Below are 24,097 nucleotides of genomic sequence, written 5' to 3'. Positions count from 1 at the left end.
GGAGGACTTTAGGTTATGACAGTTAAAATTGGTATTAACGGTTTCGGCCGTATTGGTCGTTTAGCATTCCGTCGTATTATGGACCTTGGCGAAAAGACTAAGGACATCGAAGTTGTTGCTATTAACGACTTGACTACTCCAGCAATGCTTGCTTACTTGCTTAAGTACGACACTACTCATGGTACTTTCAACCACGAAGTTTCATCAACTGATGACTCAATCGTAGTTGACGGTAAGAAGTACCGTGTTTACGCTGAACCACAAGCACAAAACATTCCTTGGGTTAAGAATGACGGTGTTGACTTTGTTCTTGAATGTACTGGTTTCTACACTAGCAAGGCTAAGTCACAAGCTCACCTTGACGCAGGTGCTAAGCGTGTATTGATCTCAGCTCCAGCAGGTAACGACTTGAAGACTATCGTTTACTCAGTAAACGAAAACACTTTGACTGCTGACGACAAGATCGTTTCAGCTGCTTCATGTACTACTAACTCACTTGCACCAATGGCTAACGCTTTGGACAAGGAATTCGGTATCGAAGTTGCTACTATGACTACCATCCACGCATACACTGGTACTCAAATGACTTTGGATGGTCCTGCACGTAGTGGTAAGGAACAAGACGCTCGTGCTGCTGCTGAAAACATTATTCCTCATACTACTGGTTCAGCAAAGGCTATCGGTTTGGTATTGCCTGACTTGAACGGTAAGATGAACGGTCACGCACAACGTGTTCCAGTTCCAGACGGCTCAGAAACTGAATTGGTATCAATCTTGAAGAAGAAGGTTACTGCTGACGAAGTTAACGAAGCTATGAAGAAGTACGAAAGCCCATCATTTGCATACAATGGTGACCACATCGTTTCAAGCGACGTTATCAACATGACTGCTGGTTCAATCTTTGACCCAACTCAAACTATGGTAACTACTGCAGGTGACAAGCAATTAGTTAAGACTGTTGCTTGGTACGACAACGAATACTCATTCACTTGCCAAATGGTTCGTACTTTATTACACTTTGCTACTCTTTAATCATTAATTAAATTTAACTGATTATAGGTTAAGTGGTAATTGAGAAGGCGGAGGGAGATTCTTCCTTCCGCCTTTTTTTGAAGGAAAAATATCAAAATAATCGGAGGATTATAATGGCTAAATTAATCGTTGACGATCTTGATGTTAATGGCAAGAAAGTCTTAATGCGTGTAGACTTTAATGTTCCTATTAAAGATGGTGTTATTGGTGATGACAACCGTATCGTTGCTGCACTTCCAACTATTAAGTACATCATCGAACACGGTGGTAAAGCAATTCTTTTGAGTCACTTGGGCCGTGTAAAGTCAGATGCTGACAAGAAAGAATTATCATTAAAGCCAGTTGCTGAACGTTTAAGTGAACTTCTTAAGAAGCCTGTAACTTTTGTACCATCAAACGAAGGTAAAGAAGTTGAAGACGCAATCAACGCTATGAAAGATGGCGATGTTGTTGTTCTTGAAAACACTAGATTCCAAGATATTGACAATGACTTTGGTAAGCGTGAATCAGGTAACGATCCTAAGCTTGGCGAATACTGGGCAAGCCTTGGCGACATGTTTGTAAACGACGCCTTTGGTACTGCACACAGAAGCCACGCTTCAAACGTTGGTATTGCTACTGCTATGAAGAAAGACGGCAAGCCAGTTGCTGCTGGTTTCTTGATGGAAAAGGAAATCAAATTCTTAGGTAACGCTGTTGAAAACCCAGTTCACCCATTCGTAACTATCCTTGGTGGTGCTAAGGTTTCAGACAAGATCGCTGTTATTAAGAACTTGATTCCTAAGTCAGACCACATTTTAATCGGTGGTGGTATGGCTTACACCTTCTTAGCAGCTCAAGGCCACAAGATTGGTAAGTCATTGTTTGAAAAGGACAGAGTTGAACTTGCTAAGGAACTTTTGAAAGAAGCTGACGGCAAGATCGTTCTTCCAGTTGACAACGTAGCTGCAACTGAATTCTCAAACGATGCCTCACGTGAAGTTGTTGGTGACGATATTCCTGACAACATGATGGGTCTTGACATCGGTCCTAAGACTGTTGAAAAGTTCACTGAAATTCTTAAGGACGCTAAGACTGTTGTTTGGAACGGTCCTATGGGTGCTTTCGAAATGCCTAACTTCGCTAAGGGTACTTACGCAATTGCTGATGCCTTAGCTAACTTAACTGATGCTACTACTATTATCGGTGGTGGTGACTCAACTTCTGCTGTTAAGAAGTCTGGAGTTGCTGACAAGATACCCACATCTCAACCGGTGGTGGTGCTTCACTTCAATACCTTGAAGGTAACGAATTACCAGGTATTGCATGTATTTCAGACAAGTAATTTAAGTTAAGGAGATAATAGACTAATGAGTCGTACACCAATTATTGCTGGTAACTGGAAATTACACATGAACCCAGAACAAACTACTGAGTTCGTTGACGCAGTTAAGGACAAGTTACCAGATCCAAGTAAGGTAGAATCACTTATTTGTGCACCTGCAGTTGACCTTGATGCTTTGAGAAAAGCTGCTAAGGGTTCAAACTTGCACATCGGTGCAGAAAACTGCTACTTTGAAGACGAAGGTGCTTACACTGGTGAAACTTCACCTAAGGTCCTCAAAGAAATGGGCATGGACTACGTAATTATTGGTCACTCAGAACGTCGTGGCTACTTCCACGAAACTGATGAAGACATTAACAAGAAGGCTAAGGCAATCTTTGCTAATGCTTGAAGCCAATTATTTGCTGTGGTGAATCACTTGAAACTCGTGAAGCTAACAAGCAAGAAGACTGGGTAGTTGCTCAAATTAAGGCTGCTTTAGATGGTCTTACTGCTGAACAAGTATCTTCACTTGTAATTGCTTATGAACCAATCTGGGCTATTGGTACTGGCAAGACTGCTTCATCAGATCAAGCTGAAGAAATGTGCAAGACTATTCGTGAAACTGTTAAGGACTTGTACAACGAAGAAACTGCAGAAAACGTTCGTATTCAATACGGTGGTTCTGTAAAGCCAGCTAACGTCAAGGAATTAATGTCAAAGCCTGACATTGACGGTGGCTTAGTTGGTGGTGCTTCACTTAAGCCTGAATCATTCTTGGAATTGGTAAACTACCAAGACTAATAATGATCATAAAGAAAATAGCTTCTGCGATTGCAGAAGCTATTTTTTTGAACTTTTAAATAACGACTTATTATAATGAAAAAGTTAATTAATATAGAAATTTAAACGTTTTTATAGATAAATAATAACGCTTAACTACTTGTATTTTGATGAAGACTAAGTATAATAAGAGTTGGAAGTTATGATAAAACGGATTATAACTTCCGAATATTCAGTCTCTGCCTAATAATTCCTTATTACTTAATAAATACAAACTTTATAGCAGAAGATACATCTATATCTATATCACTTTCTAGAGAAGCAGTTATGAAAAATTTTCATAACTGCTTTTTTGTGTTAATTAGGATTAATTTCGAACTTTTGATTAATTGGTGGGAAGGTTGGAAGTTTAAGTGGCGTGACATGCCATTGAGTAAATAAAATAGAGGTTAAGAGGATAAAGGGAACATCCTCTGGCTTATTAATTTCGCACGTCAATACAACACCTTTATCACCCATCATGGTTTTAACATTGGCTACCTTTTTGATACCAGATCTAAAGGTGTAGGTACCATGTTTGATACTCCCAGTCACAATGTAGTTAAGTTGTGTGAGATAAAAGATATTGGTACTAGGTGTATTTAATTTTTTTACACCAACAAGAGAATGATTTACCACATCAATGGTAAAAGAAGCTATCAGACCAGCACCGTCAGAAAAAAGACGGCCCACTTCCTTATTATTTATATCGTTTAAATAAAGGGTATGATTTGGATTGTCTAGGTTGCCATGAATAAAGTATTTAACCTGCCCATTTTCGGCAATGACAGGTATTTGACCATAATCCTTTTCTTGATTAAGCTCTAACCAAAACAACATATTTTTTACCTCTATTTTTGTTGATTTTCTTTGACAAATTGATTAAGAATATAGGCAACTCCATCTTCATTATTATTCTTAGTAGTAACTTGAGCGATATCTTTAATTAAAGGAATCGCGTTGCCCATTGCTACGCCGACTCCTGCCGCACGAATCATACTTTCGTCGTTTAAATTGTCACCAATAGCAGCAATTTCGTTCTGCTTTATATTCTTTAATTTAGCATAATCTAATAGGGCAAGTCCTTTTTGAGCCTTAACAGCGTTAATTTCAATGTTTGAAGATGAACTAGAAGTAACTACTAAATCACCTAATTTGGCAATCTCTTCTTTTACGTCAGCAAATGCCTCATGTCCACGTGAATCAAAGGCAATAAATTTCATTACCTCAATTTTGGGATCAGATAACAATTTCGTAAAGCTAGGGACTTGTTTCATGTTCGTGATTGTTTTGTTGCTGGCAGAAATTGCGACGGCTTGGCGAAAGTCGAGTAGAGGATTTAAATCAACCATTAAGTGTGCTACATTTGTAATTCGTTGCTCTAAATTTTCACTGTAGACTTGTTTTTCAGTAACAATTTCAAAATAAAATCCAGCGTCATGAAGGAGGTTAACGGTTTGAATGGCTTTGTTAGTAGGTATGCTATGCTTTACAATTAATTTGCCTTCTTCGTTAAATACAAGGGCTCCATTTAGGTTAATAAAACCGGTATTTAAATCTGCATCTTTTAAAATGGAACAAGACTCACGTGGTGCACGACCAGTTGCAATTAAAAACTCAATTCCATTATTTTGTGCATTTTTCACAGCTTGAGTATTTGTATCTGAAACTGTCATGTTTGAATTAAAAAGAGTGCCATCTAAATCGCAAGCAACTAATTTGATCATAAATTTCCTCCCAATTACTGTTAAATTAATGATACCATAAAGAGGATTAGAAAAGAGGGTGTAAGACTTGGCTAAAGAATTAATTGGCAATGACTGGGATCAAGTATTAGATCCGGTCTTTGCAAGTGAGAAATATCACGAACTTCACAACTTCCTAAAAGAAGAATACTCGACTAAGCAAATTTATCCTGACATGTACCATATATTTACTGCCTTTAAATTAACTCCATTCGCTAAGACGAAGGTAGTAATTTTGGGACAAGATCCATATCACAATCCTGGGCAGGCAAATGGGATGAGTTTTTCTGTCATGCCAGGCACACCACTTCCGCCATCACTTAAAAATATCTATAAAGAACTTTATGATGATGTTGGTGCACAGCCAGTTAACCATGGTTATTTGAAAAAATGGGCAGATCAAGGCGTATTACTTTTGAATGCCGTTTTGACCGTACCATATGGACACGCAAATGGCCATCAAGGTAAAGGCTGGGAAGATGTTACAGATACGGCAATTAAGGCGTTAAGTGAACGTGGCAAGGTGGTTTTCATCTTATGGGGCAGATTTGCGCAAAACAAAATCCCATTAATTGATCAAAGTAAGAACTTTATTATAAAATCATCTCATCCAAGTCCATTTTCGGCTGATCGTGGATTCTTTGGCTCAAGACCATTTTCACGTTGTAATGCGGCATTAATTAAATTTGGTGAGACACCGATTGATTGGCAATTGCCAAAAACTGTAAGTAAATCAGACATAGCATAAAAGAGGTATTAAAATGAGCGTATTTTCATTATTTAAAAAACAAGTTGAAGCAGCACCAGAAAAAAAGAGAATCGTTTTTCCAGAAAGTGACGATCTTAGAGTTTTAACTGCAGTATCAAATTTGAATAAAGATGGCATTATCGAACCAATTTTAATTGGTAAAAAAGAAGATGTTGAAAAGTTAGCTGCAGACAACAATTTAGATATTGAAGGCGTAAAGATTTATGATCAAAACAATTACGCTGATTTAGACGAAATGGCTGAAGCTTTTGTTAAGGCTAGAAGAAAGGATACCAGCATTGCTGAAGCTAAAGCCAAGTTGGCAAAAGGCAATTACTTTGGCACTATGCTGGTAAAAATGGGCCTAGCTGATGGGATGGTATCAGGTGCGGCTCATTCAACTGCCAACACTGTTTTACCTGCTTTACAGCTTATTCACGCTGCTAAGGGGATGCACAGAGTATCAGGAGCCTTCGTTATGGAAAAAGGCGATGAAAGATATATCTTTGCTGACTGTGCAATTAATATCAATCCTGATGAAGAAACTTTAGCTGAAATTGGCTATCAATCAGCATTGACCGCTAAGATGGCAGATATTGATCCTAAGGTTGCCTTTTTAAGCTTTTCAACTAAAGGTTCTGCCGAAGGCCCAATGGTAGATAAAGTTCATGATGCAGCTGCCATGTTCCAAAAAGATCACCCAGAAATCCCTGGTGATGGTGAATTACAATTTGATGCCGCATTTGTTCCTACTGTTGGTGAAAAGAAGGCTCCGGGTTCAAAGGTTGCTGGTCATGCTAATGTCTTTGTTTTCCCAGAACTTCAATCAGGTAACATTGCCTATAAGATGGTTCAACGTCTTGGTGGCTTTACTGCTGTTGGCCCAATTTTACAAGGACTTGCTGCTCCAGTAAATGACTTGTCTCGTGGCTGCAGTGAACAAGATATTTATGACTTGGCAATTGTTACCGCAGCTCAAGCTCTAGCAAAGGATGAAAATTAATGACAAAATTAGAGATTAATTCTGCTGAGGATATGCAAAAATTAGGTGCTTCTTTGGCTAAAACTGCTAAACCACATGATTTGTTATTGCTAAATGGTGATTTAGGAGCTGGTAAAACTACTATGACTCAAGGATTGGGACGTGAGCTTGGGATTCATCGCCCAGTAAAAAGCCCAACTTTTACCATTGTCCGTGAATACCGTGAAGCTGAGATGCCGCTTTTTCATATGGACTTTTACCGTTTGGAAAATGATGATTTATCTTCAATCGATTTGGAAGGTTACTTAGCAGAACCTGGCTTGGTAGTCATTGAATGGCCACAATTGGTAATGAATGATTTGCCAGATGAATATTTGCAATTGACGATTACCAGAGTTGATGATAGTTGGGACTCAACCAAGCGTGTGGTTGAATTCAATGCCCATGGTAAGCGTAACAAAGAATGGGTTAAAGACGCATTAGTAGAATATAATAGATAATAGGATTGCTAAAAAAGGTCTTGAATAAGTATTAGTGTTACTTGTTCAAGATCTTTTTGTGTAATAAATTAGTTATTATTTATTTCGCTTGCGATTAATTGTAATAAATCCTCACTTTGATTACATGAACCTGAACTATCAAGAAAACCGTGGCCCATTCCTTTGTAGAAGACTTCTTCTACATTTTTACCGGCCTGACGTAATTTTTGGACAAAGTATTTATAACTTTGTAAATAATAGTCAAATTCTGCTTCGATAATAGTAATATCTGGAAATTTGCTAAAGTCATGCGAATAAACAGGACTGATTAAAGGATTTTCGATATTCTCAATTCCAGGATAAAGCAAACGAATGACATTATTAACATAAATAAACTTGTTTAGACGAGCGCGAATAAAAGGTTCATCGGTGGGATCCATGTCATAATCAGAATATTGCCAATGATAAATTGTCTTGCTAGTGTCAGTAATATCTATAGCTGCATACATTGGAAAAAGATGCCGAGTTTGATGCTTGTTGCCTGTTAAACCGCAGGCAACGTAAAGCTCACCACCAGCACTATCGCCGATCATATAAATTTGTGTATCATTAAAACCAATTTTATTTTGGTGAGCCATAATCCAATCAATCGAATTTTTAATCTCAAGATAGGCACCTGGAAATGGAATTTCTGGAGCTAACCGATATGCTCATGAAACAATGATAAAGTCACCTGCATCTGCTAAATATCTACATCGAGGATTGAAACTATCAAGTGTTCCAGCATAAAAGCCCCCGCCATGAACAAAAATTAGACATTTGCCATTAGTTCTTTCAGGTGTGTAAATTCGAGCAGGAATAGCATGATTATCTAATGGAATTAAAATATCATTTTCTGCAACTCTTAAATTATCAGTTTTAATTTCAGGATAGCCACCAAGCATAGACTTGAAGTCCAGGTTGTCTAACGTAACGGGATGTTCAATATTCTTTTCACTATAAAGATGATTAGGATCTAGCCTTGTTTTAACTTTAGGATCAAGTAATCCAGTTTTATCATCATAAATCGTATTTTTATAATCATGAAATGCTTCTTTTTAAATTTGATAAATTAAATTCTTGATAGCTTCATCGCCGAATTGCTTTTCTTGATTAATCAAAATACCTGCACAGGCTTCGCTGTCACTTAGAGCGTTATGGTGATGCCATAATTCAACATCAAGTGCGTCAGATACCGTATCTAATTTATGGTTAGGTAATTCCGGTTCAAATCTTTTGCTAGTTGCCAAAGTATCGATTACTAAATAATGCGGCTCAGAAATATTATAGCGAGCCAAACTTTGGCTCATGACATTAGTATCAAATCTAGCATTGTGAGCTGCCACGAGCATGCCGTTGATATAGTCCTTTGATTTTAGGCCAAACTTCAGCCATAGTTGGGGCATTTTTAACATCCTCCGCTGTAATTTGGTGTACTTGAATGTTACGTGCATCAAACGGCATTTGTGGATTAATTACCGTGTAAAAACGGTCAACGATTTTAGAATTTCTAACCATAACTAAGGCGAGTGAGCAGGCACTTTCAGGATAATGGTTAGCTGTTTCGAAGTCCATTGCAATAAAGTTCATAAGATTCTCCTTTTGAAAAAGTATAACATTTTTAATGATGAAGCTAGGCCTTTTATGCGGTAAAATAAAACAAGAAACAAAACTAGGAGGCAAAATTGTGGAATTACTTGATTTAAAAGAGCAAGGAATTGATATTAAAGAGCAAATTCCATTAAGTAGATATACTTTTACCCAAACTGGTGGTGCGGCTGAATATTTAGCCTTTCCTAAAAGTACTGAAGAAGTGGAAAAATTAGTAAAAGTTACTCGTGAAAATAAAATTCCATTAACAATTATTGGTAATGCCTCGAATTTAATCATTCGCGATGGCGGAATTGATGGCTTAGTTATAATTTTAACTGACTTAAAAAAGATTGAAGTAAAAGGTAATAAGGTAACTGTTGATGCTGGTGCAAGAATTATCGATACAGCATTTACAGCAGCTCATCATGGTTTAAGTGGCATGGAATTTGCGGCAGGAATTCCCGGCAGCATTGGCGGCGGTGTGTTCATGAATGCTGGTGCCTATGGCGGTGAAATGCAAGAAGTTGTAGAGAGCGTTAAGGTTTTAACGCGCGATGGCGAATTAAAGACATACTCTAATAAGGAAATGGAATTTTCATATCGTCATTCATTGGTGCAAGATAATGGCGATATCGTTTTAAGTGCAACCTTTAGTTTGAAGCCAGGCGACAAGCTCGAGATCTTGGACCACATGCATTATTTGAATGCCTTGCGTCAATATAAGCAGCCACTCGAATATCCTTCATGTGGTAGCGTATTTAAGCGTCCAACAGGACACTTCGTAGGTCCAATGATTATTAAAGCGGGACTGCAAGGTAAACAAATTGGTGGTGCGCAAGACTCAACTAAGCATGCCGGATTTATTGTGAATAAGGGTGGCGCTACCGCAACTGATTACCTTAATTTAATTCATCTTATTCAAAAGACGATTAAAGAAAAGTTTGATATAGACTTACATACCGAGGTTCGAATTATCGGTAAGGAAAAATAGAATAGATAACGAGACAAGCTACAGGCTGCAAAGCTTGTGGCTATTTTTTATGGGGATGGAAATGGATATGGATATTATTAAGTTAAAGCATATTACCAAACAATATGATGATGGTTTTGTTGCACTTAAGGATATAAATCTAACAATTGAATCAGGTAAATTCTATTCATTGCTTGGTCCCAGTGGTTCAGGCAAGTCTACAATTTTGCGTATTATAGCTGGCTTTAGTCAACCTACTGAAGGAAAAGTCTATTTTGATGGAAAAGATATTACTGACCTAGATGCAGCAAAAAGACACATTAACACAGTTTTCCAGAATTATGCGCTCTTTCCACATTTGAACGTTTTTGAAAACGTGGCATTTGGTTTGAAAATCAAAAAGAAGCCAATGAATGAGATTAAGCCAGCAGTGAAGGATGCCTTGCACATGGTACGACTGGATGGTTACGCCAATCGTGAAATCTCTGAGCTTAGTGGTGGTCAGCAACAGCGTGTAGCTATTGCTCGGGCAATAGTTAATGAACCTAAAGTTCTTTTGCTTGATGAATCATTGTCTGCCTTGGATAAAAGATTGCGTAAGGACATGCAGTTTGAATTAAGAGCAATTCAAAAGAAGTTGGGAATCACTTTTATCTTTGTTACGCACGATCAAGAAGAAGCTCTTTCAATGAGTGACGAAATTTTCGTTTTAAACGATGGCAAGATTCAACAAAGTGGTAGTCCAGTAGCCATTTATGATGAGCCAGTTAATGATTTTGTTGCTCGCTTTATTGGCGACTCTAATATTTTGCCTGGTCGTATGATCAAGGACTACGAGGTAGAATTTGCTAATAATAAATTCAAATGTGCTGATGGTGGGATTAAACCTAACGAAAAGGTGGAAGTGGTAATTCGACCAGAAGATTTAGATATTGTTGATCCAGAGAAGGGTAAGCTTGTTGTTACAGCACAGACGCAATTATTCCTAGGTGACCACTTCGAAATTAAGGCAATTGATGCCAATGAAAATGAATGGCTGATTCATTCAACTAATGGCGTAAAGCTGGGGCAGAGAATAGGTTTATTCTTCGACCCGGAAGATATCCACGTAATGCGGCTTAATGAAAGTCAAGAAGATTTCGACGCCAGAATTGAGAAGTATGAGGGGGATGAAAATGAGGACTAGAAAAGCTTTATTTTTAATTCCTTATCTATTATGGATTTTTCTATTCGTAATTCTGCCGATTCTATTGATTCTATGGTATTCATTTACTGATAGTAATCGAAGTTTTACTTTAAATAATTATGTAGTCTTTTTTAGAAATGGTACCTTTCTGCGCATGATGATCAATTCATTTTGGTATGCTATGCTGATCACTCTGCTTACTTTGGTAATATCCTATCCTGCGGCATACTTTTTGACTAAAATGAAAAATCAGCAGCTGTGGCTACTTTTGATTATTTTGCCGACTTGGATTAATTTGCTTCTTAAAGCCTATGCTTTTATTGGAATTTTAGGTAATAACGGTTTAGTTAACCAATTCTTGCATTTATTTGGAATTGGACCTGTAAATATTTTGTTTACGGATTTTGCCTTTATCTTTGTAGCAACTTATATTGAAATTCCGTTTATGATTTTGCCAATTTTTAATGCCATTAAAGAAATCAATCCTGCAGTTATTCAAGCTTCAGAAGATTTGGGTGCAAGTCGCTGGCAAACATTTAGATATGTGCTATGGCCATTATCTCGTCCGGGCGTAGAAAGCGGCGTACAGGCGATCTTTATTCCATCGTTGTCACTATTCATGTTGACTAGATTGATTGGTGGTAACCGTGTTATTACTTTAGGTACGGCAATTGAAGAGTACTTTATGACCACGATGAACTGGAACATGGGTGCCACAATCGGCGTAATTTTGATAGTGTTAATGGTAATTGTAATGCTGATTACCAGCAGAAAAGCTAGAAGAAAGAAGGTTGACTTATGAGAAACAGACATTTAATTGCTAGAGTCTACTTGTCTTTAACGCTTGTCTTGCTTTATGTTCCTATTTTTTACTTGATTTACTTTTCTTTTTCTAGCGGAAAGAATATGAACAAGTTTGAGCATTTCACTTTTGCTCATTATCAAACACTGTTCCAAGACAATCGTTTACTAGCCATCTTTTTAGAAACAATTTTGCTTGCACTTCTTTCTAGTTTAATTGCAACTATTATTGGTACTTTTGGTGCTATTGCAATTAGCGGTATGAAAAAAGAATCGCATAAGAAAACTACTTTAGCTTTGAATAATGTATTGATGGTATCGCCAGATGTAATCATTGGTGCTAGTTTTTTGATCTTCTTTACTGCATTAGGTATTGGTTTAAACTTTGGCTCAGTTTTACTTAGCCATATCGCTTTCTCAATTCCAATCGTGGTTTTAATGGTTTTACCGCGACTTAATGAAATGGATATGTCTTTAATTGATGCTGCACGTGACCTAGGCGCCAATTCATGGCAAGTATTTAGCAATGTGTTGATTCCAGCAATTATGCCAGGGATTTTCTCAGGTATGTTTATGGCATTGACATATTCGCTAGATGACTTTGCCGTAACATTCTTTGTTACTGGTAATGGTTTTTCAACTTTGTCTGTAGAAATTTATTCAAGAGCACGTCAAGGGATCGATTTGGAAATTAACGCTTTAAGTACGGTGATGTTTTTATTCGTATTGATACTGGTAGGAATTTATTATTTCATTACTACTAAAAAAAGCAGACGCAAGAATCATAGAGTGATAGGAGGATTGGTTAAATGAAAAAGATTTTCATTGCAATCATTTCAATTCTCTTAGTTTGTTTAGGTCTTGCTGGACTTGCTAACCATCTAGAAAAACCAACTGCTGAGGGTAAGAAACAAAGCTTGATCATTTATAACTGGGGTGATTATCTAGATCCTAAGTTGATTAAAAAATTTGAAAAGCAATCAGGCTATCACGTAGTTTATGAAACGTTTGATTCAAACGAAGCTATGTATACCAAGATCAAGCAGGGTGGCACTGCATATGATTTAACTATTCCGTCTGAATATATGGTTACCAAAATGCGTAAGGCACATTTGCTTGATCGATTGAATAAGCAAAAAATCCCTAATATGAAATATATTGGCAAGAGTTTTTTGCATAAGTCATTTGATGCGGAAAATGATTACTCAGTTCCTTATTTCTGGGGGACATTGGGCATCGTCTATAACGATAAATTTGTTAAAAAAGGCGCAATTAAAAACTGGAATGACCTTTGGTCAAAGAAATATCATCATCAAATCTTGTTAGTTGATTCGGCTAGGGATGCAATGGGGATGTCATTAGTATCATTAGGTTATTCAATGAACACGACCAGCAGCATGAAATTGCATTTAGCGCAAACTAAATTAGATGGTCTCGGTCCAAATATTAAGGCGATTATCTCAGATGAAATGAGAATGTATATGATTCAAAATGAAGCAGCTATTGGCGTTACCTGGTCAGGTGAAGCATACGAAATGATGGAAAGTAATTCTCATTTGCACTATGTAGTGCCAAAGGAAGGCTCAAACTTGTGGTTTGATAACTTTGTTGTACCTAAAACTGCTAAAAATAAGAAAGCAGCATTCGAGTTTATTAACTTCATGCTAGAACCTAAAAATGCAGCACAAAATGCACGATATGTTGGCTATGCCACACCAAATGTAGCTGCACAAAAGTTGTTGCCTAAATATATTAGAGAAGATCGTCAATTTTATCCTGATCAAACCACTTTACGGCATTTACAAGTCTTTAAAGATTTAGGTCCAAAAAAGACACAAGAATATAATGATTTATTTTTGGAATTTAAAATGTATGCACGATAAAAGAGGTTCGTTATAATTAAAGAAGAAAGGAGTTTTCAATGCATTTTGATGTTTCTAATCTATTTACCTGGAACAATTTATCAATAGCCTTAGATGTCTTAATCATTTGGTATTTAGTTTACCGCTTGATTATGATGATTCGTGGTACTAAAGCAGTTCAGCTAGCAAAAGGTATTGTCTTTATCTTCATCGTTAGAATTGTTGCTGGCCTGCTTCAATTGCATGCCGTAACCTATATCGTTGATCAAATTGTTTCGTGGGCAGTAATCGGAATTATTGTAATCTTTCAGCCTGAAATCCGTAGAGGGCTGGAGCGTTTAGGTCGAACCCCAATCTTTAACGGACGCGGTGAAAGTCCACATGATCAATCAGTAAAGATGGTAAAAGAATTGGATAAGGCCATTCAATACATGTCAAAAAGACGAATCGGTGCTTTGATCACGATTCAACAGGATACGGGATTGGATGATTATATTGAAACTGGTATCAAGCTGGATGCAGATATTACTGGAGAATTATTAATCAATATTTTCATTCCAAACACTCCTTTACACGATGGTGCGGTAATTATCAATAATAATCGCATCGCTGTAGCCGCTGCTTATTTGCCTCTGTCCGATAACAGCATGATTCCTAAGCGACTAGGGACAAGACACAGGGCTGCGGTCGGAATTTCCGAAGTAACGGATGCAGTTACCATTGTTGTTTCCGAAGAAACCGGTGGTGTAACAATTACTAAGAATGGACGTTTCCTTTTGGACCTTTCACGAGATGAATATTTGAAATATCTCAATGCTCAATTGGTTCCTAAAGAAGAAAAGAAAATTCCTTGGTATAAGCGTGTAATTAATAAAGTTTGGAAATGGGGTGCAGACCGATGAAAGATTTTTGGAATAAACGTTGGTTTATTAAAGTGGTCTCACTGTTATTTGCAATTTTATTAGTAATTTACATTGATTCAACTCAAACTGGTTTTGTGACACAGGGCGAGTCTAGAAAAACAAAGCAGACTGCTAATGAAACTCAAACAATCAGCGTACCTTTGCAGGTTTCAATCGATACTGACAAGTTTTATGTTGTTGGCTATCCAGAAAAGGTGAAGATCACTTTGGAAGGATCAAATGCATTGGTTACCTCAACGGTTAATACTCAGAGTTTCAGAGCTTATATTGATTTGACTCATAAAAAAATAGGTAAGCAGACCGTCCGAGTTCAAGTTACTGGACTTAATAGTCAGTTATCATATACGATTAATCCGGCAACGGTTAACGTGGATATTGAACGAAGAAAATCCCGTACCATGCCTGTTCAAATAGAGTATAATAAAAATGCTGTTGCAAATGGATATAATGTTGGAACAGCCACAGTTGACCCACAAAAAGTTGAAGTAACAGGTGCTAAGGGCGAAGTAAACCAGATTGATCAAATTGTTGCTAAGCTTCCGCTCCCTAATGGTATTAATCACTCTTATCAAAGACAAGTGATTCTGGTAGCTGAAGATAGTAAGGGTAGGCAATTGAATGCCGTTATTACTCCTTCAACTGCAAATGTAAGACTTCCTGTTTCACTATCAAAGAAAACTGTTAAGTTGAATTTAAGACCGAAGAATGAAAAGAATAATAAGGTTTATTCAGTGACAGCTAAAAATGATCAGGTAACTTTATATGGGAAGAAATCTGTTTTAGCAAAAATCAACCAATTAAATGTAGATGTAGATTTAAAGGGAATTGATTCATCAACTGTAAGGAATTATCCTTTAGTATTGCCTAAGGGAGTTGCAAGAGCTGATCCTGCGGAAGTACAAATTTCCATTAAGGTAAAGGACGCAAGCAATTAATAAGATAGCAAGAAAGGTTGTTTATTAGATGTTAAAATATTTTGGAACTGATGGTGTTCGTGGCGTAGCAAATCAAGGCTTAACTCCAGAAATGGCCTTTAAATTAGGTCGTGACGGTGGTTATGTTTTAACCAAGAATAAAAAAGATGGCGAACAAGCTAAAGTATTAGTTTCTCGTGATACTCGTATTTCTGGTCAAATGCTTGAATACGCACTTATTTCAGGTCTTCTTTCAGTTGGTATTGAAGTTCTTGAAGTTGGCGTAATTACTACCCCAGGTCTTTCATACTTAGTTCGTGCACAAGGTGCAGATGCAGGTGTACAAATTTCTGCTTCTCACAACCCAGTAGAAGACAACGGTATCAAGTTTTTTGGTAGCGATGGTTTGAAGCTTTCAGATGAAATGGAAGGCGAAATCGAAAAATTAATCGATGCTAAGGAAGACAAGCTTCCTCGTCCATCTGCAGAAGGTTTGGGTACTGTTACTGACTTCCACGAAGGTAGCGCTAAGTACTTACAATTTATCGAAAACACCATTCCAGAAGATTTAGGTGGCATTAAGGTTGTTATTGACGGTGCCAACGGTGCTTCAAGTGCTCTTATTTCAAGATTGTTTGCTGACTGTGGCGTTGACTTTACTACTATTTACACCCATCCAAATGGCTTAAACATTAACGACCACTGTGGTGCTACTCACACTGAAAACTTGCAAAAAGAAGTTGTTAAGCAAGGTGCTCAACTTGGTTTAGCATTTGACGGTGACGCTGACCGTTGTATCGCTGTTGACGAAAACGGTAACGAAGTTGACGGTGACCACATTATGTACGTAATTGGTTCATACTTAGCTGAACACGGTCGTCTTAAGAAGGACACTATTGTTACTACTGTAATGAGCAACCTTGGTTTCACTAAGGCTTTGGAAAAAGAAGGCCTTAAGAATGTTCGTACCCAAGTTGGTGACCGTTACGTTTCAGAAAAAATGCGTGCACACGGCTATAACCTTGGTGGTGAACAATCAGGCCACGTTATTATGAGCGACTACCACAACACTGGTGACGGTATGCTTACTGGTCTTCACTTGATGTTAGTTATGAAGAAGACTGGCAAGGCATTGAGCGAACTTTTGAAGGACTTCAAGGACTACCCACAATGCTTGGTTAACGTTCCAGTAGCAGATAAGAATAGCTGGAAGGAACACCAACCAATCCTTGATGTAATCGCTGAAGTAGAAAAGGACATGGACGGCAACGGTCGTGTACTTGTTCGTCCTTCAGGTACTCAAGCCCTTCTTAGAGTTATGGCAGAAGGCCCAACTCAAGAAGAAACTGACGAATACGTAAACCGTATCGTTAAGGTTGTTGAAAAAGAAATGGGTAACAAATAATTAAACAAAAATACCTATAAACAAAAAGTCGTGAGTTAGCTCACGGCTTTTTGTATAATTAAATATGTACGATTTTAAAGGTTGAGGGGGAATAAAAATGGCAATAAAAATAATTGCAGTTGATTTGGACGGAACTTTATTATCGAGTGGTAATGTTATTCTGCCTGAAACGGCACGAGTTTTGCGTGTTGCAGCTGAAAATGGCATAAAGGTTGTTTTGGCAACTGGTAGACCACTTTCAGGTACTTTGCCATTTACACGACAATTAGGTTTATCTGGTGATGATCAATATGCGATCGTGTTTAATGGTGCAGTAGTTCAAAGTCTTGCTGGTCGTGTATTGATGAGTCAGGAACTTAACTATCAAGATTTTAATAATATGCTTCGTTTCCAACGTTTAAGTCATGTTGATGTTCATTTTGAAACTACTAAGTACTTCTTAACCTGCGACCATGATCTATCTGTTCAAATGCAAATTAATGCAGCTTTGACTAACAACATAATCAAGGTTAGAGATCGTAAGGATATTCCGCAAGATTTTACTTTTAATAAAGTAGGTTTCACTTCTGTTGAAGGTGACGACCAAGTTGATAAGTTGTGGAACAGTTTCCCATCATGGGCATTTGATTCTTATGATATCGTACGTAGTTTTGATAGCATTATTGAGTTGAATGGCTTAGGTGCTTCAAAGGGTAATGCCTTGATGGATTTAGCATCACGTCTTAAAGTTAATCAAAAAGATGTGATGGTCTTCGGTGATCAAGGTAACGATTTATCAATGTTTGAAAATCCTAACTTTAAGAAAATTGCAATGGGCAATGCAATCAGTGATATTAAAGAAAGAGCCGATTATGTAACTGACGATAATGATCATAATGGTATTGCCAAGGCCGTTAAGAAGTTTGTTTTGTAGGAATAAAAAATGATTAAATTAATTGCAGTCGACATGGACGGTACTCTTTTACAATCAGATAATCAGATTGGCGAAGAAACTAAAAGAGCCTTAAAGAAAGCAGATGAAGCTGGAATAAAAATTGTACCAGCATCCGGCAGACCTTTACCTGGAGTTATTCCTTATATGGAAGAATTAGGAATTACTGGTGATGAGAACTATGCGGTACTTTATAACGGTGGTTTAGTTCAATCTATTTCTGGTAATGTCTTGATTAGTCATCAATTTAATTATGATGAGTTTAGAAAATTTATTCAGTTGCAGAAGCAGAATCCAGGAATTAATCTTCATTTTATGAAGGAACATGATTATTGGACTCTAGATAGAAGATTATCCGTTAGAATGGCAGCAATGTCTGCTGTTAGTGGAACACCTTTTGTAGTTAAGGATTTTGATGAAGTACCAGCTGATTTTCAATTTATTAAGACTGAATATACTGGCCCTAAAGATAAATTAGATCGCTTGGAAAAGAATATTCCTGAGTGGCTAAAAGTTTATAATGTTGCGCGTAGTGATCCGATGATTTTAGAAATAAATAAGCTTGAAGCTTCAAAGGGGAAAGGAATTCATCAATTAGCACAAAAATTAGGCATTAAAGATAATGAAGTCATGATTTTTGGCGACCAAGGCAATGATATGTCAATGTTCCAAAATACTGATTTTAAGAAAATTGCAATGGACAACGCTATTGATGAAATCAAAGATAAAGCTGATTTTGTTACCAAGACCAACGATGAAGCTGGTATAGCTTATGCAATTGATAAGTTTATTTTTTAAATTTTAGAAAAGAACATTAGATGAAAAATATGAAAAAGATTATTTTGCGTGTACTTATGATAATTTGTACGGCAGTTTCTTTTTTCTTGTTATTGACTAGCGTAATCAGTTTGAAAATTAATGATACGCAGGCAATGGGTAAGGAAGTTATTAATCGAGTTGTTTCTGATTCAGATAATCCCAATTTAAAAGAAGGGGTTAGATTTTTAGAAGCTTCTGGTTTAGAGCAAACTCTATTAAAGCAATTGCCTAAAAAGTACAAGATAGAAATGTCTTATGCGGATTTATATCAGGTATGCGAAAAATATAATGATAAAGGTAAATTAACGCCTAAAGATCTTAATTTATCTAGTAAAACTAGGCTAGAAGAAATTATTAATGAATATATGGTTAAGCAGATCAACCATAAGCTAAAGGAAAAATCTGATCAGGTTTACCATGCGATCTCTATTTATGAGTACTCGATCTTTGCGGTTGCTTTATTGTTCCTATTGGCCGCAATTTTGATAATTTTTGGCCGAGCATCAGCGTCGGTTCCGCTAGCAATTGCATCGGTTGGTTCATTTATGGCTTTATGGATTGCCGCAAATGATATTACTAATGTCTTGCAGACTAATGTATACAGCGGAATTAACGTAACACTATCTCAAGGCGTATGGATTGGTTTAATAGTTGGTCTAGCAACTACAGTATTATGGCCAATTCTTTTAAAATTAACGAAAGAAGTGAAGGATAAGAAATGAAAAAAATTCTCTTTGTTTGTCATGGTAATATTTGTCGCTCACCTATGGCAGAAGCAATTATGCAATATCTAATTAAGCAAAATGGCTTGGAAGATAAGTATGTTGCAGAATCCAAGGCTACGACTCAAGATGCATTAGGCATGGGAATTGATCCTCGTGCTCAACGAGAACTTGAAAAGAATAGAATGCCTTATGATCGCGGACATCGTGCAAGTCAAATGACATCTAAAGATTATGACCAATATGAATATTTAATTTGTATGGATGAAGAAAACTTCGCTGATATGAATCGCATTACCGGTGGGGATGCTCAAAGAAAAGAGCATAAGATATTGGAATTTGCTGGTTCATATAATGATGTAGATGATCCTTGGTACACTAATGATTTTGATACAGCATATCAAGAGATTTATAAGGGATGCGAAGGATTAATTAAGAAGTTAAAAGAAGACGAAGATAAATAAAAAAGATGAGCGTTAGCTCATCTTTATTTTTTTACAATCAAACGAACAATATTTTCAGTAGTTCGTTCCACATTTTGCGGTCCATCTTTTAAAGCCTGATCGATATTTTCGGCTTTAGCTAGAATACCAAAAATGGCCGTGAAGCCTTTATCATAAAGTTGATCAATGCCTTTACCAATATAACCAGCAAGTGAGATAACAGGCACATCATATTTTTTAGCTATTTGAGCTACTCCATATGGTGTTTTACCGAATTGAGTTTGAAAATCGGTTCCGCCTTCGCCTGTAAAGACATAGTCTGCATCTTTTATCTTTTCAGCTAAATGAACTTCATTTGCGACCAGTTTGACACCTGGATGAATTTTGGCATGAGTAAAAGCTAAAAGGCCTGCGCCTAGTCCGCCAGCTGCACCGCTACCAGGAATTTTAGCTATGTTTTTACCAATAATTGTAGCGTAGTGGGCTAAGTTTTCGTTTAATTCTTTAACTGTTGCTTGATCTGCGCCTTTTTGGGGACCAAAGACATAGGAAGCACCATTGGAGCCAGTAAGGGGATTGGTTACGTCACTAGCGAGTAAAAATTCAGTATTTTTAATTTTAGGATTAATACCTCTTGTGTCGACTCTGGTAATTTGTTTTAAATCGCCACCACCTAATTTTTGAGTGATTTCATGATCGTCATGATTCAAGAATTTAACACCGATTGCTTGAGCCATACCACTACCGCCATCATTGGTGCTACTACCGCCAAGACCAATAATAATTCTAGAAACGTTGTATTCTAAAGCAGCATTGATTAACTCGCCTGTACCAAAAGTAGTTGTCTTTTTGATCGTTTCTGGAGTTCTATTTTCTTTAGGTACATAGGAAAGGCCACTTGCTTCTGCCATTTCGATAATTGCAGTTTTTTGATCGCCTAAAATACCATAATGTGCTGTTACTTGTTTGCCTAGTGGACCAGTGACTTTAACCGCATATTTTTTACCATTAGTTGCGTCTACTAAAGAATCCATTGTACCTTCGCCACCATCAGCCATTGGTACAGAGATTATGTTTGTGTCGGGTAATACTTTTTTTATCCCTTTTTCCATTGCCTGACAAACTTCCTTAGCTGTCATGCTTTCTTTAAATGAATCAGGTGCTAATACGAATTTCATTATGTTCTCCTTGCTGTTTTTTCTCTATTTTAAAGCATTTTCATTTTTTATAAAATAATTATTGACACCGCTTACAAAACTAGCTATTATAACAACTGTAAGTGAGCGGATTACTGATTCGATCAGGTCTTAGCTACTACTAATAAGCTAGTATACGTTTAGTGTATAATCTTATTTGTAGTAGCTTTTTTTATAGCTCAGAGGATTAAGGTGATTCGTGGTGAAATTTCTTAAAGCATTTAACAATAGTGCTGTATTAGTAGAGGATGATGGCACAGAAAAGATAGTTCTAGATAAGGGAATTGGATTTGGCCTTAAAAAAGGCCAAGATGTTGATTAATCAAAAATTGAACGTTGTTTTGTGACAACTGAGCAGTCAGATGAAATAAAGCGAGTTAAAAGTTTTCGACCACAGACAATTGATGTAACTAATCAAATTGTGAAGATGGTTGAACCGCTTTTACAAACTAAGTTCTCAGATTATCAATACTTGGCTTTAGCCGATCACATTGATTTTGCTGTAACAAGAATTAATGATCATATTGATATTGACCCGGTAAATAATGACTGGGAAGTTAAGAATTAGTTTCCAAAGGAATATGCAATTTCTGAAAAAGTAATCGCGTTAATCAATAGAGAGTTAAACGTTAAATTACCAAAAAGTGAAACGACATTTATGACCTATCACTTAGTTAACGCAGCCTCTAATGATGCGCAAGTACAGGAAACAATGCAGATCACTAATTTGATCAGTGGCATTATTAGTATTATTCAATTTCAATATAATCTTACCTTAGATACGAGTTCCTTTAACTATAGCCGTTTTATCACTCACTTGCGGATATTATTAGTTAGATTGCTTAGAAAAGAAACTAATCAAAATCCCAAGCTTGATCCTTCATTATTATCGTCTATGAAGGTTAAATACAATAAAGCTTATGATACAGCGGAACGATTTGCGACTTACTTACATTCAAAGATGGGCTGGACATTAGATTCAGACGATAAATTTTATTTGGAGTTACATATTTTTAGAGTGACATCAAGACAAGAAAAATAATATCTATTAACTTAGGTATGTTACTAAGAGAATTAGGCATGAACCCTAGTTACTGAAAAACGTTGAGCGCTTTTGTGTTCTCTAGTTTTTGAGTAGCTTGGGTTTTTATTTTGAGAAGGAAGAATCATGGCCAAGAACTATGATCAATTAGCTAAGACCATCATTAAAGATTTTGGTGGCAAAGATAATGTTAACAGCGTTGTGCACTGTGCCACACGTTTACGTTTTAAGTTGAAAGATGAAAAGAAGGCTGACGATGATGCCTTAAAGAACACTGATGGTGTTGTAACAGTTGTTAAGGCTGGTGGACAATACCAAGTAGTTATCGGAAATGAAGTTGCCGATGTCTATGATGCGGTCTTAAAAGAAGGCGGCTTCTCAGGCGGTGGCGAAGTACCTGATGATTATGGTGAAGATGACAACTCTAGTTTTGTTGATAAAGCTGTAGCTTTGATTTCAGGAATCTTTACCGATATCTTGGCTCCACTTAGTGCCGGAGGTATTATCAAAGGTTTAGTTGTTTTAGCAGCCGCTATGGGCTGGCTTTCAACAAAATCCGGTGCATATCAAATCTTGTATGCAATTGGTGACAGTATTTTCTACTTCTTACCAATTTTCTTAGGTGTAACTGCCGCTAGAAGATTCCATATGAATCGATTCATTGGTTTGGCAATTGGTGCCACATTAACTTATCCAACGATGGTGCAATTAGCAGCAAGTAAGACTGTTTTAGGTACATTATTTGCTGGAACTCCATTTGCTTCACAAATTCACACCACTTTCTTTGGCATTCCAGTAATCACAATGAACTACACTTCAACTGTTTTGCCAGTATTGTTCGCAGTTTGGTTTGCCTCAATTATTGAACACTGGTCAAAGAAATGGATTCCATCCGTTGTTCAAATGTTCTTGGTACCAGTAGTTACCATGTTGATTACTTTACCAATTGCTTTTATTGTAATCGGTCCTGTAATGACTTGGGTTGGGGATGCAATTGGTGCTGTGATGTCAGGTATCTACCACTTTAGTCCAATTATTGCTGGTTTACTTCTTGGTGGACTTTGGCAAGTATTGGTTATCTTCGGTGTTCACTGGGGTATCGTTGCTGTAACTACAGCTGACTTAGCTGCTCTTGGTTACGATCCAATTTTAGGTATGACTTGCATGGTCTGCTACGCACAAATCGGTGTTGTTTTGGCAATTATTAAACAAACTAAAGATAAGAAGCTTAAGGAAACTGCTACTGGTGCCTTCTTCTCAGGATTCCTTGGTGTCACTGAACCAGCTATTTACGGTATTACCTTACCAAGAAAACGTCCATTTATCTTAAGTTGTATCGGTGGTGCCGTTTCTGGTGCAATCATCGGTGCTTTCCACTCAGTTTTATACATTTTGCCTTCAATGGGTTTCTTCGCAATTCCTGCTTACATTAACCCCAAGGGTGGTTCAATGACTCAAATTATCGGTGTTATCATTGCCGGTGTAGTTGCCTTCATCGTAGGTTTTGCATTACAAATGCTCTTTGGTAAAAAGTCAGTTGACGCAGAATACGATAAAAAGCAAAGCGAAAAAGCAGAAGTAAATGATGCTTTACAAGCAACTCCAGATGTTGCTACTGCTACTTTAGTTAGCCCAGAAAATGGTAAGATTATGTCACTTTCAGAAGTAAAAGATGACGTATTTTCAAGTGGTTCAATGGGCAAGGGTATTGCTATTGAACCAACTGACGGTGGCCTTCACGCACCTGCAGACGGCAAAATTATTATGACTTTTGAAACTGGTCACGCAATCGGTATGAAGACTAAAACTGGTGCAGAGATTTTGATGCACATCGGTATGGATACAGTTAACCTTCAAGGCAAGGGCTTTGATACTTTAGTTGAAAAAGATCAAGAAGTTAAAGCAGGTGATCCATTAGTTAAGTTTGATATCGATTTGATTAAAAAAGCTGGTTATCCTGTAACTACTCCTATGGTAGTAACTAATTCAAAAGACTTTGATGAGATTAAGCAAATTGCTCAAGGCAATGTAAAAGTCGGACAAGCTGTTCTTGAACTTGATGCTCCTGAAGCAAAGGATGCAGCTGTATCTGTAAATGGTCAAGTTCAATTAAATTAAAAAGCTTTTTGCAAAAGTAATC

General features: G+C 37.1%; 21 protein-coding genes and 5 pseudogenes. 20 read left to right on the top strand and 6 right to left on the bottom strand.

Going from position 1 to position 24,097, the window contains the following annotated elements; all coding sequences use genetic code 11:
* The first annotated feature begins 15 nt into the window (after positions 1–15).
* The 3 genes and pseudogenes from gap (at position 16) to tpiA (ending at position 3,139) form a co-directional block, all read left to right on the top strand.
* Entirely contained in the window at positions 16–1,032 is a 1,017-nt protein-coding gene (gene gap, locus JCM1039_RS02180; RefSeq protein ID WP_025014470.1) for a type I glyceraldehyde-3-phosphate dehydrogenase, read from the top strand.
* A 113-nt stretch (positions 1,033–1,145) separates the two neighbouring features.
* A pseudogene (locus tag JCM1039_RS10325) lies at positions 1,146–2,356 on the top strand (phosphoglycerate kinase).
* 25 nt (positions 2,357–2,381) lie between these two features.
* Positions 2,382–3,139: pseudogene (gene tpiA / locus JCM1039_RS10320) on the top strand (triose-phosphate isomerase).
* Between the two features lie 336 nt (positions 3,140–3,475).
* Here tpiA and JCM1039_RS02165 read toward each other — a convergent pair.
* Both JCM1039_RS02165 and JCM1039_RS02160 read right to left on the bottom strand, forming a co-directional pair.
* The gene (locus JCM1039_RS02165) at positions 3,476–3,997 is read right to left on the bottom strand and encodes a hypothetical protein (RefSeq protein WP_025014469.1); all 522 of its coding nucleotides are present in this window, start codon (positions 3,995–3,997) and stop codon (positions 3,476–3,478) included.
* A gap of 11 nt (positions 3,998–4,008) precedes the next feature.
* On the bottom strand, positions 4,009–4,884 hold the full coding sequence (locus JCM1039_RS02160; RefSeq protein ID WP_025014468.1) for a Cof-type HAD-IIB family hydrolase: 876 nt from the start codon (positions 4,882–4,884) through the stop codon (positions 4,009–4,011).
* 67 nt (positions 4,885–4,951) lie between these two features.
* Here JCM1039_RS02160 and JCM1039_RS02155 point away from each other — a divergent pair, with 67 nt between their 5' ends.
* The 3 genes from JCM1039_RS02155 to tsaE are packed head-to-tail and all read left to right on the top strand — an operon-like array spanning position 4,952 to position 7,132.
* Complete coding sequence (locus JCM1039_RS02155) at positions 4,952–5,650, top strand: uracil-DNA glycosylase (RefSeq protein WP_025014467.1); 699 nt, start codon at positions 4,952–4,954, stop codon at positions 5,648–5,650.
* A 13-nt stretch (positions 5,651–5,663) separates the two neighbouring features.
* Positions 5,664–6,653 carry a phosphate acetyltransferase gene (gene pta, locus JCM1039_RS02150; RefSeq protein WP_025014466.1) on the top strand — a complete coding sequence of 330 codons (990 nt, stop codon included), beginning with the start codon at positions 5,664–5,666 and terminating at the stop codon, positions 6,651–6,653.
* Complete coding sequence (gene tsaE / locus JCM1039_RS02145) at positions 6,653–7,132, top strand: tRNA (adenosine(37)-N6)-threonylcarbamoyltransferase complex ATPase subunit type 1 TsaE (RefSeq protein ID WP_025014465.1); 480 nt, start codon at positions 6,653–6,655, stop codon at positions 7,130–7,132. The genes pta and tsaE overlap by 1 nt, the downstream gene beginning before the upstream one ends.
* A gap of 68 nt (positions 7,133–7,200) precedes the next feature.
* Here the strand turns inward: tsaE and JCM1039_RS02140 are convergent.
* The 3 genes and pseudogenes from JCM1039_RS02140 to JCM1039_RS10310 all read right to left on the bottom strand — a co-directional run.
* A pseudogene (locus tag JCM1039_RS02140) lies at positions 7,201–7,806 on the bottom strand (alpha/beta hydrolase fold domain-containing protein); the annotation flags it as partial.
* Positions 7,807–7,821: 15 nt separating this feature from the next.
* Positions 7,822–8,055: an alpha/beta hydrolase gene (locus tag JCM1039_RS11645; RefSeq protein ID WP_025014463.1), complete on the bottom strand. Its 234-nt coding sequence runs from the start codon at positions 8,053–8,055 to the stop codon at positions 7,822–7,824.
* Positions 8,056–8,208: 153 nt separating this feature from the next.
* Positions 8,209–8,740: pseudogene (locus JCM1039_RS10310) on the bottom strand (3'-5' exonuclease).
* 97 nt (positions 8,741–8,837) lie between these two features.
* Between JCM1039_RS10310 and murB the strand changes: the two are divergent.
* From murB to JCM1039_RS02070, 12 genes are all read left to right on the top strand, one after another.
* A complete protein-coding gene (gene murB, locus JCM1039_RS02125) occupies positions 8,838–9,734 on the top strand; it encodes a UDP-N-acetylmuramate dehydrogenase (RefSeq protein WP_025014462.1) in 897 nt (298 codons plus the stop codon).
* 67 nt (positions 9,735–9,801) lie between these two features.
* The gene (locus tag JCM1039_RS02120) at positions 9,802–10,899 is read left to right on the top strand and encodes an ABC transporter ATP-binding protein (RefSeq protein ID WP_081775133.1); all 1,098 of its coding nucleotides are present in this window, start codon (positions 9,802–9,804) and stop codon (positions 10,897–10,899) included.
* Positions 10,889–11,701, top strand: a complete 813-nt coding sequence (locus JCM1039_RS02115; RefSeq protein WP_025014460.1) for an ABC transporter permease — start codon at positions 10,889–10,891, stop codon at positions 11,699–11,701. The genes JCM1039_RS02120 and JCM1039_RS02115 overlap by 11 nt, the downstream gene beginning before the upstream one ends.
* Positions 11,698–12,513 (top strand): ABC transporter permease, encoded by an 816-nt coding sequence (locus JCM1039_RS02110; RefSeq protein ID WP_025014459.1) that lies wholly within the window; start codon positions 11,698–11,700, stop codon positions 12,511–12,513. Before JCM1039_RS02115 ends, JCM1039_RS02110 begins: the two co-directional genes overlap by 4 nt.
* Complete coding sequence (locus JCM1039_RS02105; RefSeq protein WP_025014458.1) at positions 12,510–13,583, top strand: ABC transporter substrate-binding protein; 1,074 nt, start codon at positions 12,510–12,512, stop codon at positions 13,581–13,583. Before JCM1039_RS02110 ends, JCM1039_RS02105 begins: the two co-directional genes overlap by 4 nt.
* 38 nt (positions 13,584–13,621) lie before the next feature.
* On the top strand, positions 13,622–14,464 hold the full coding sequence (cdaA, locus tag JCM1039_RS02100; RefSeq protein ID WP_025014457.1) for a diadenylate cyclase CdaA: 843 nt from the start codon (positions 13,622–13,624) through the stop codon (positions 14,462–14,464).
* Positions 14,461–15,420, top strand: coding sequence for a CdaR family protein (locus JCM1039_RS02095; RefSeq protein ID WP_025014456.1), 960 nt, complete (start codon positions 14,461–14,463; stop codon positions 15,418–15,420). Before cdaA ends, JCM1039_RS02095 begins: the two co-directional genes overlap by 4 nt.
* A 28-nt stretch (positions 15,421–15,448) precedes the next feature.
* Positions 15,449–16,804: a phosphoglucosamine mutase gene (gene glmM / locus JCM1039_RS02090; protein WP_025014455.1), complete on the top strand. Its 1,356-nt coding sequence runs from the start codon at positions 15,449–15,451 to the stop codon at positions 16,802–16,804.
* A 97-nt stretch (positions 16,805–16,901) separates the two neighbouring features.
* Positions 16,902–17,717, top strand: coding sequence for a Cof-type HAD-IIB family hydrolase (locus tag JCM1039_RS02085; RefSeq protein ID WP_025014454.1), 816 nt, complete (start codon positions 16,902–16,904; stop codon positions 17,715–17,717).
* Between the two features lie 9 nt (positions 17,718–17,726).
* Positions 17,727–18,533, top strand: coding sequence for a Cof-type HAD-IIB family hydrolase (locus tag JCM1039_RS02080; protein WP_025014453.1), 807 nt, complete (start codon positions 17,727–17,729; stop codon positions 18,531–18,533).
* Between the two features lie 20 nt (positions 18,534–18,553).
* Positions 18,554–19,276 carry a hypothetical protein gene (locus JCM1039_RS02075; protein WP_025014452.1) on the top strand — a complete coding sequence of 241 codons (723 nt, stop codon included), beginning with the start codon at positions 18,554–18,556 and terminating at the stop codon, positions 19,274–19,276.
* Positions 19,273–19,740: a low molecular weight protein-tyrosine-phosphatase gene (locus JCM1039_RS02070; RefSeq protein WP_025014451.1), complete on the top strand. Its 468-nt coding sequence runs from the start codon at positions 19,273–19,275 to the stop codon at positions 19,738–19,740. The genes JCM1039_RS02075 and JCM1039_RS02070 overlap by 4 nt, the downstream gene beginning before the upstream one ends.
* 23 nt (positions 19,741–19,763) lie before the next feature.
* Here the strand turns inward: JCM1039_RS02070 and JCM1039_RS02065 are convergent, their stop codons facing one another.
* Positions 19,764–20,897: a glycerate kinase family protein gene (locus JCM1039_RS02065; RefSeq protein WP_025014450.1), complete on the bottom strand. Its 1,134-nt coding sequence runs from the start codon at positions 20,895–20,897 to the stop codon at positions 19,764–19,766.
* A gap of 220 nt (positions 20,898–21,117) precedes the next feature.
* On the opposite strand from JCM1039_RS02065, the pseudogene JCM1039_RS10305 reads away from it, so the two are divergent.
* Positions 21,118–21,957 (top strand): annotated as a pseudogene (locus JCM1039_RS10305) (PRD domain-containing protein).
* A 126-nt stretch (positions 21,958–22,083) separates the two neighbouring features.
* The gene (locus tag JCM1039_RS02055) at positions 22,084–24,075 is read left to right on the top strand and encodes a beta-glucoside-specific PTS transporter subunit IIABC (RefSeq protein ID WP_025014449.1); all 1,992 of its coding nucleotides are present in this window, start codon (positions 22,084–22,086) and stop codon (positions 24,073–24,075) included.
* Positions 24,076–24,097: the final 22 nt, after the last annotated feature.

The sequence above is a fragment of the Lactobacillus kitasatonis DSM 16761 = JCM 1039 genome, from assembly GCF_000615285.1.
Taxonomy (GTDB): domain Bacteria; phylum Bacillota; class Bacilli; order Lactobacillales; family Lactobacillaceae; genus Lactobacillus; species Lactobacillus kitasatonis.
The sequence above is the reverse complement of the archived record's forward strand: the minus strand, read 5'-3'. Positions and strand labels throughout refer to the sequence as shown.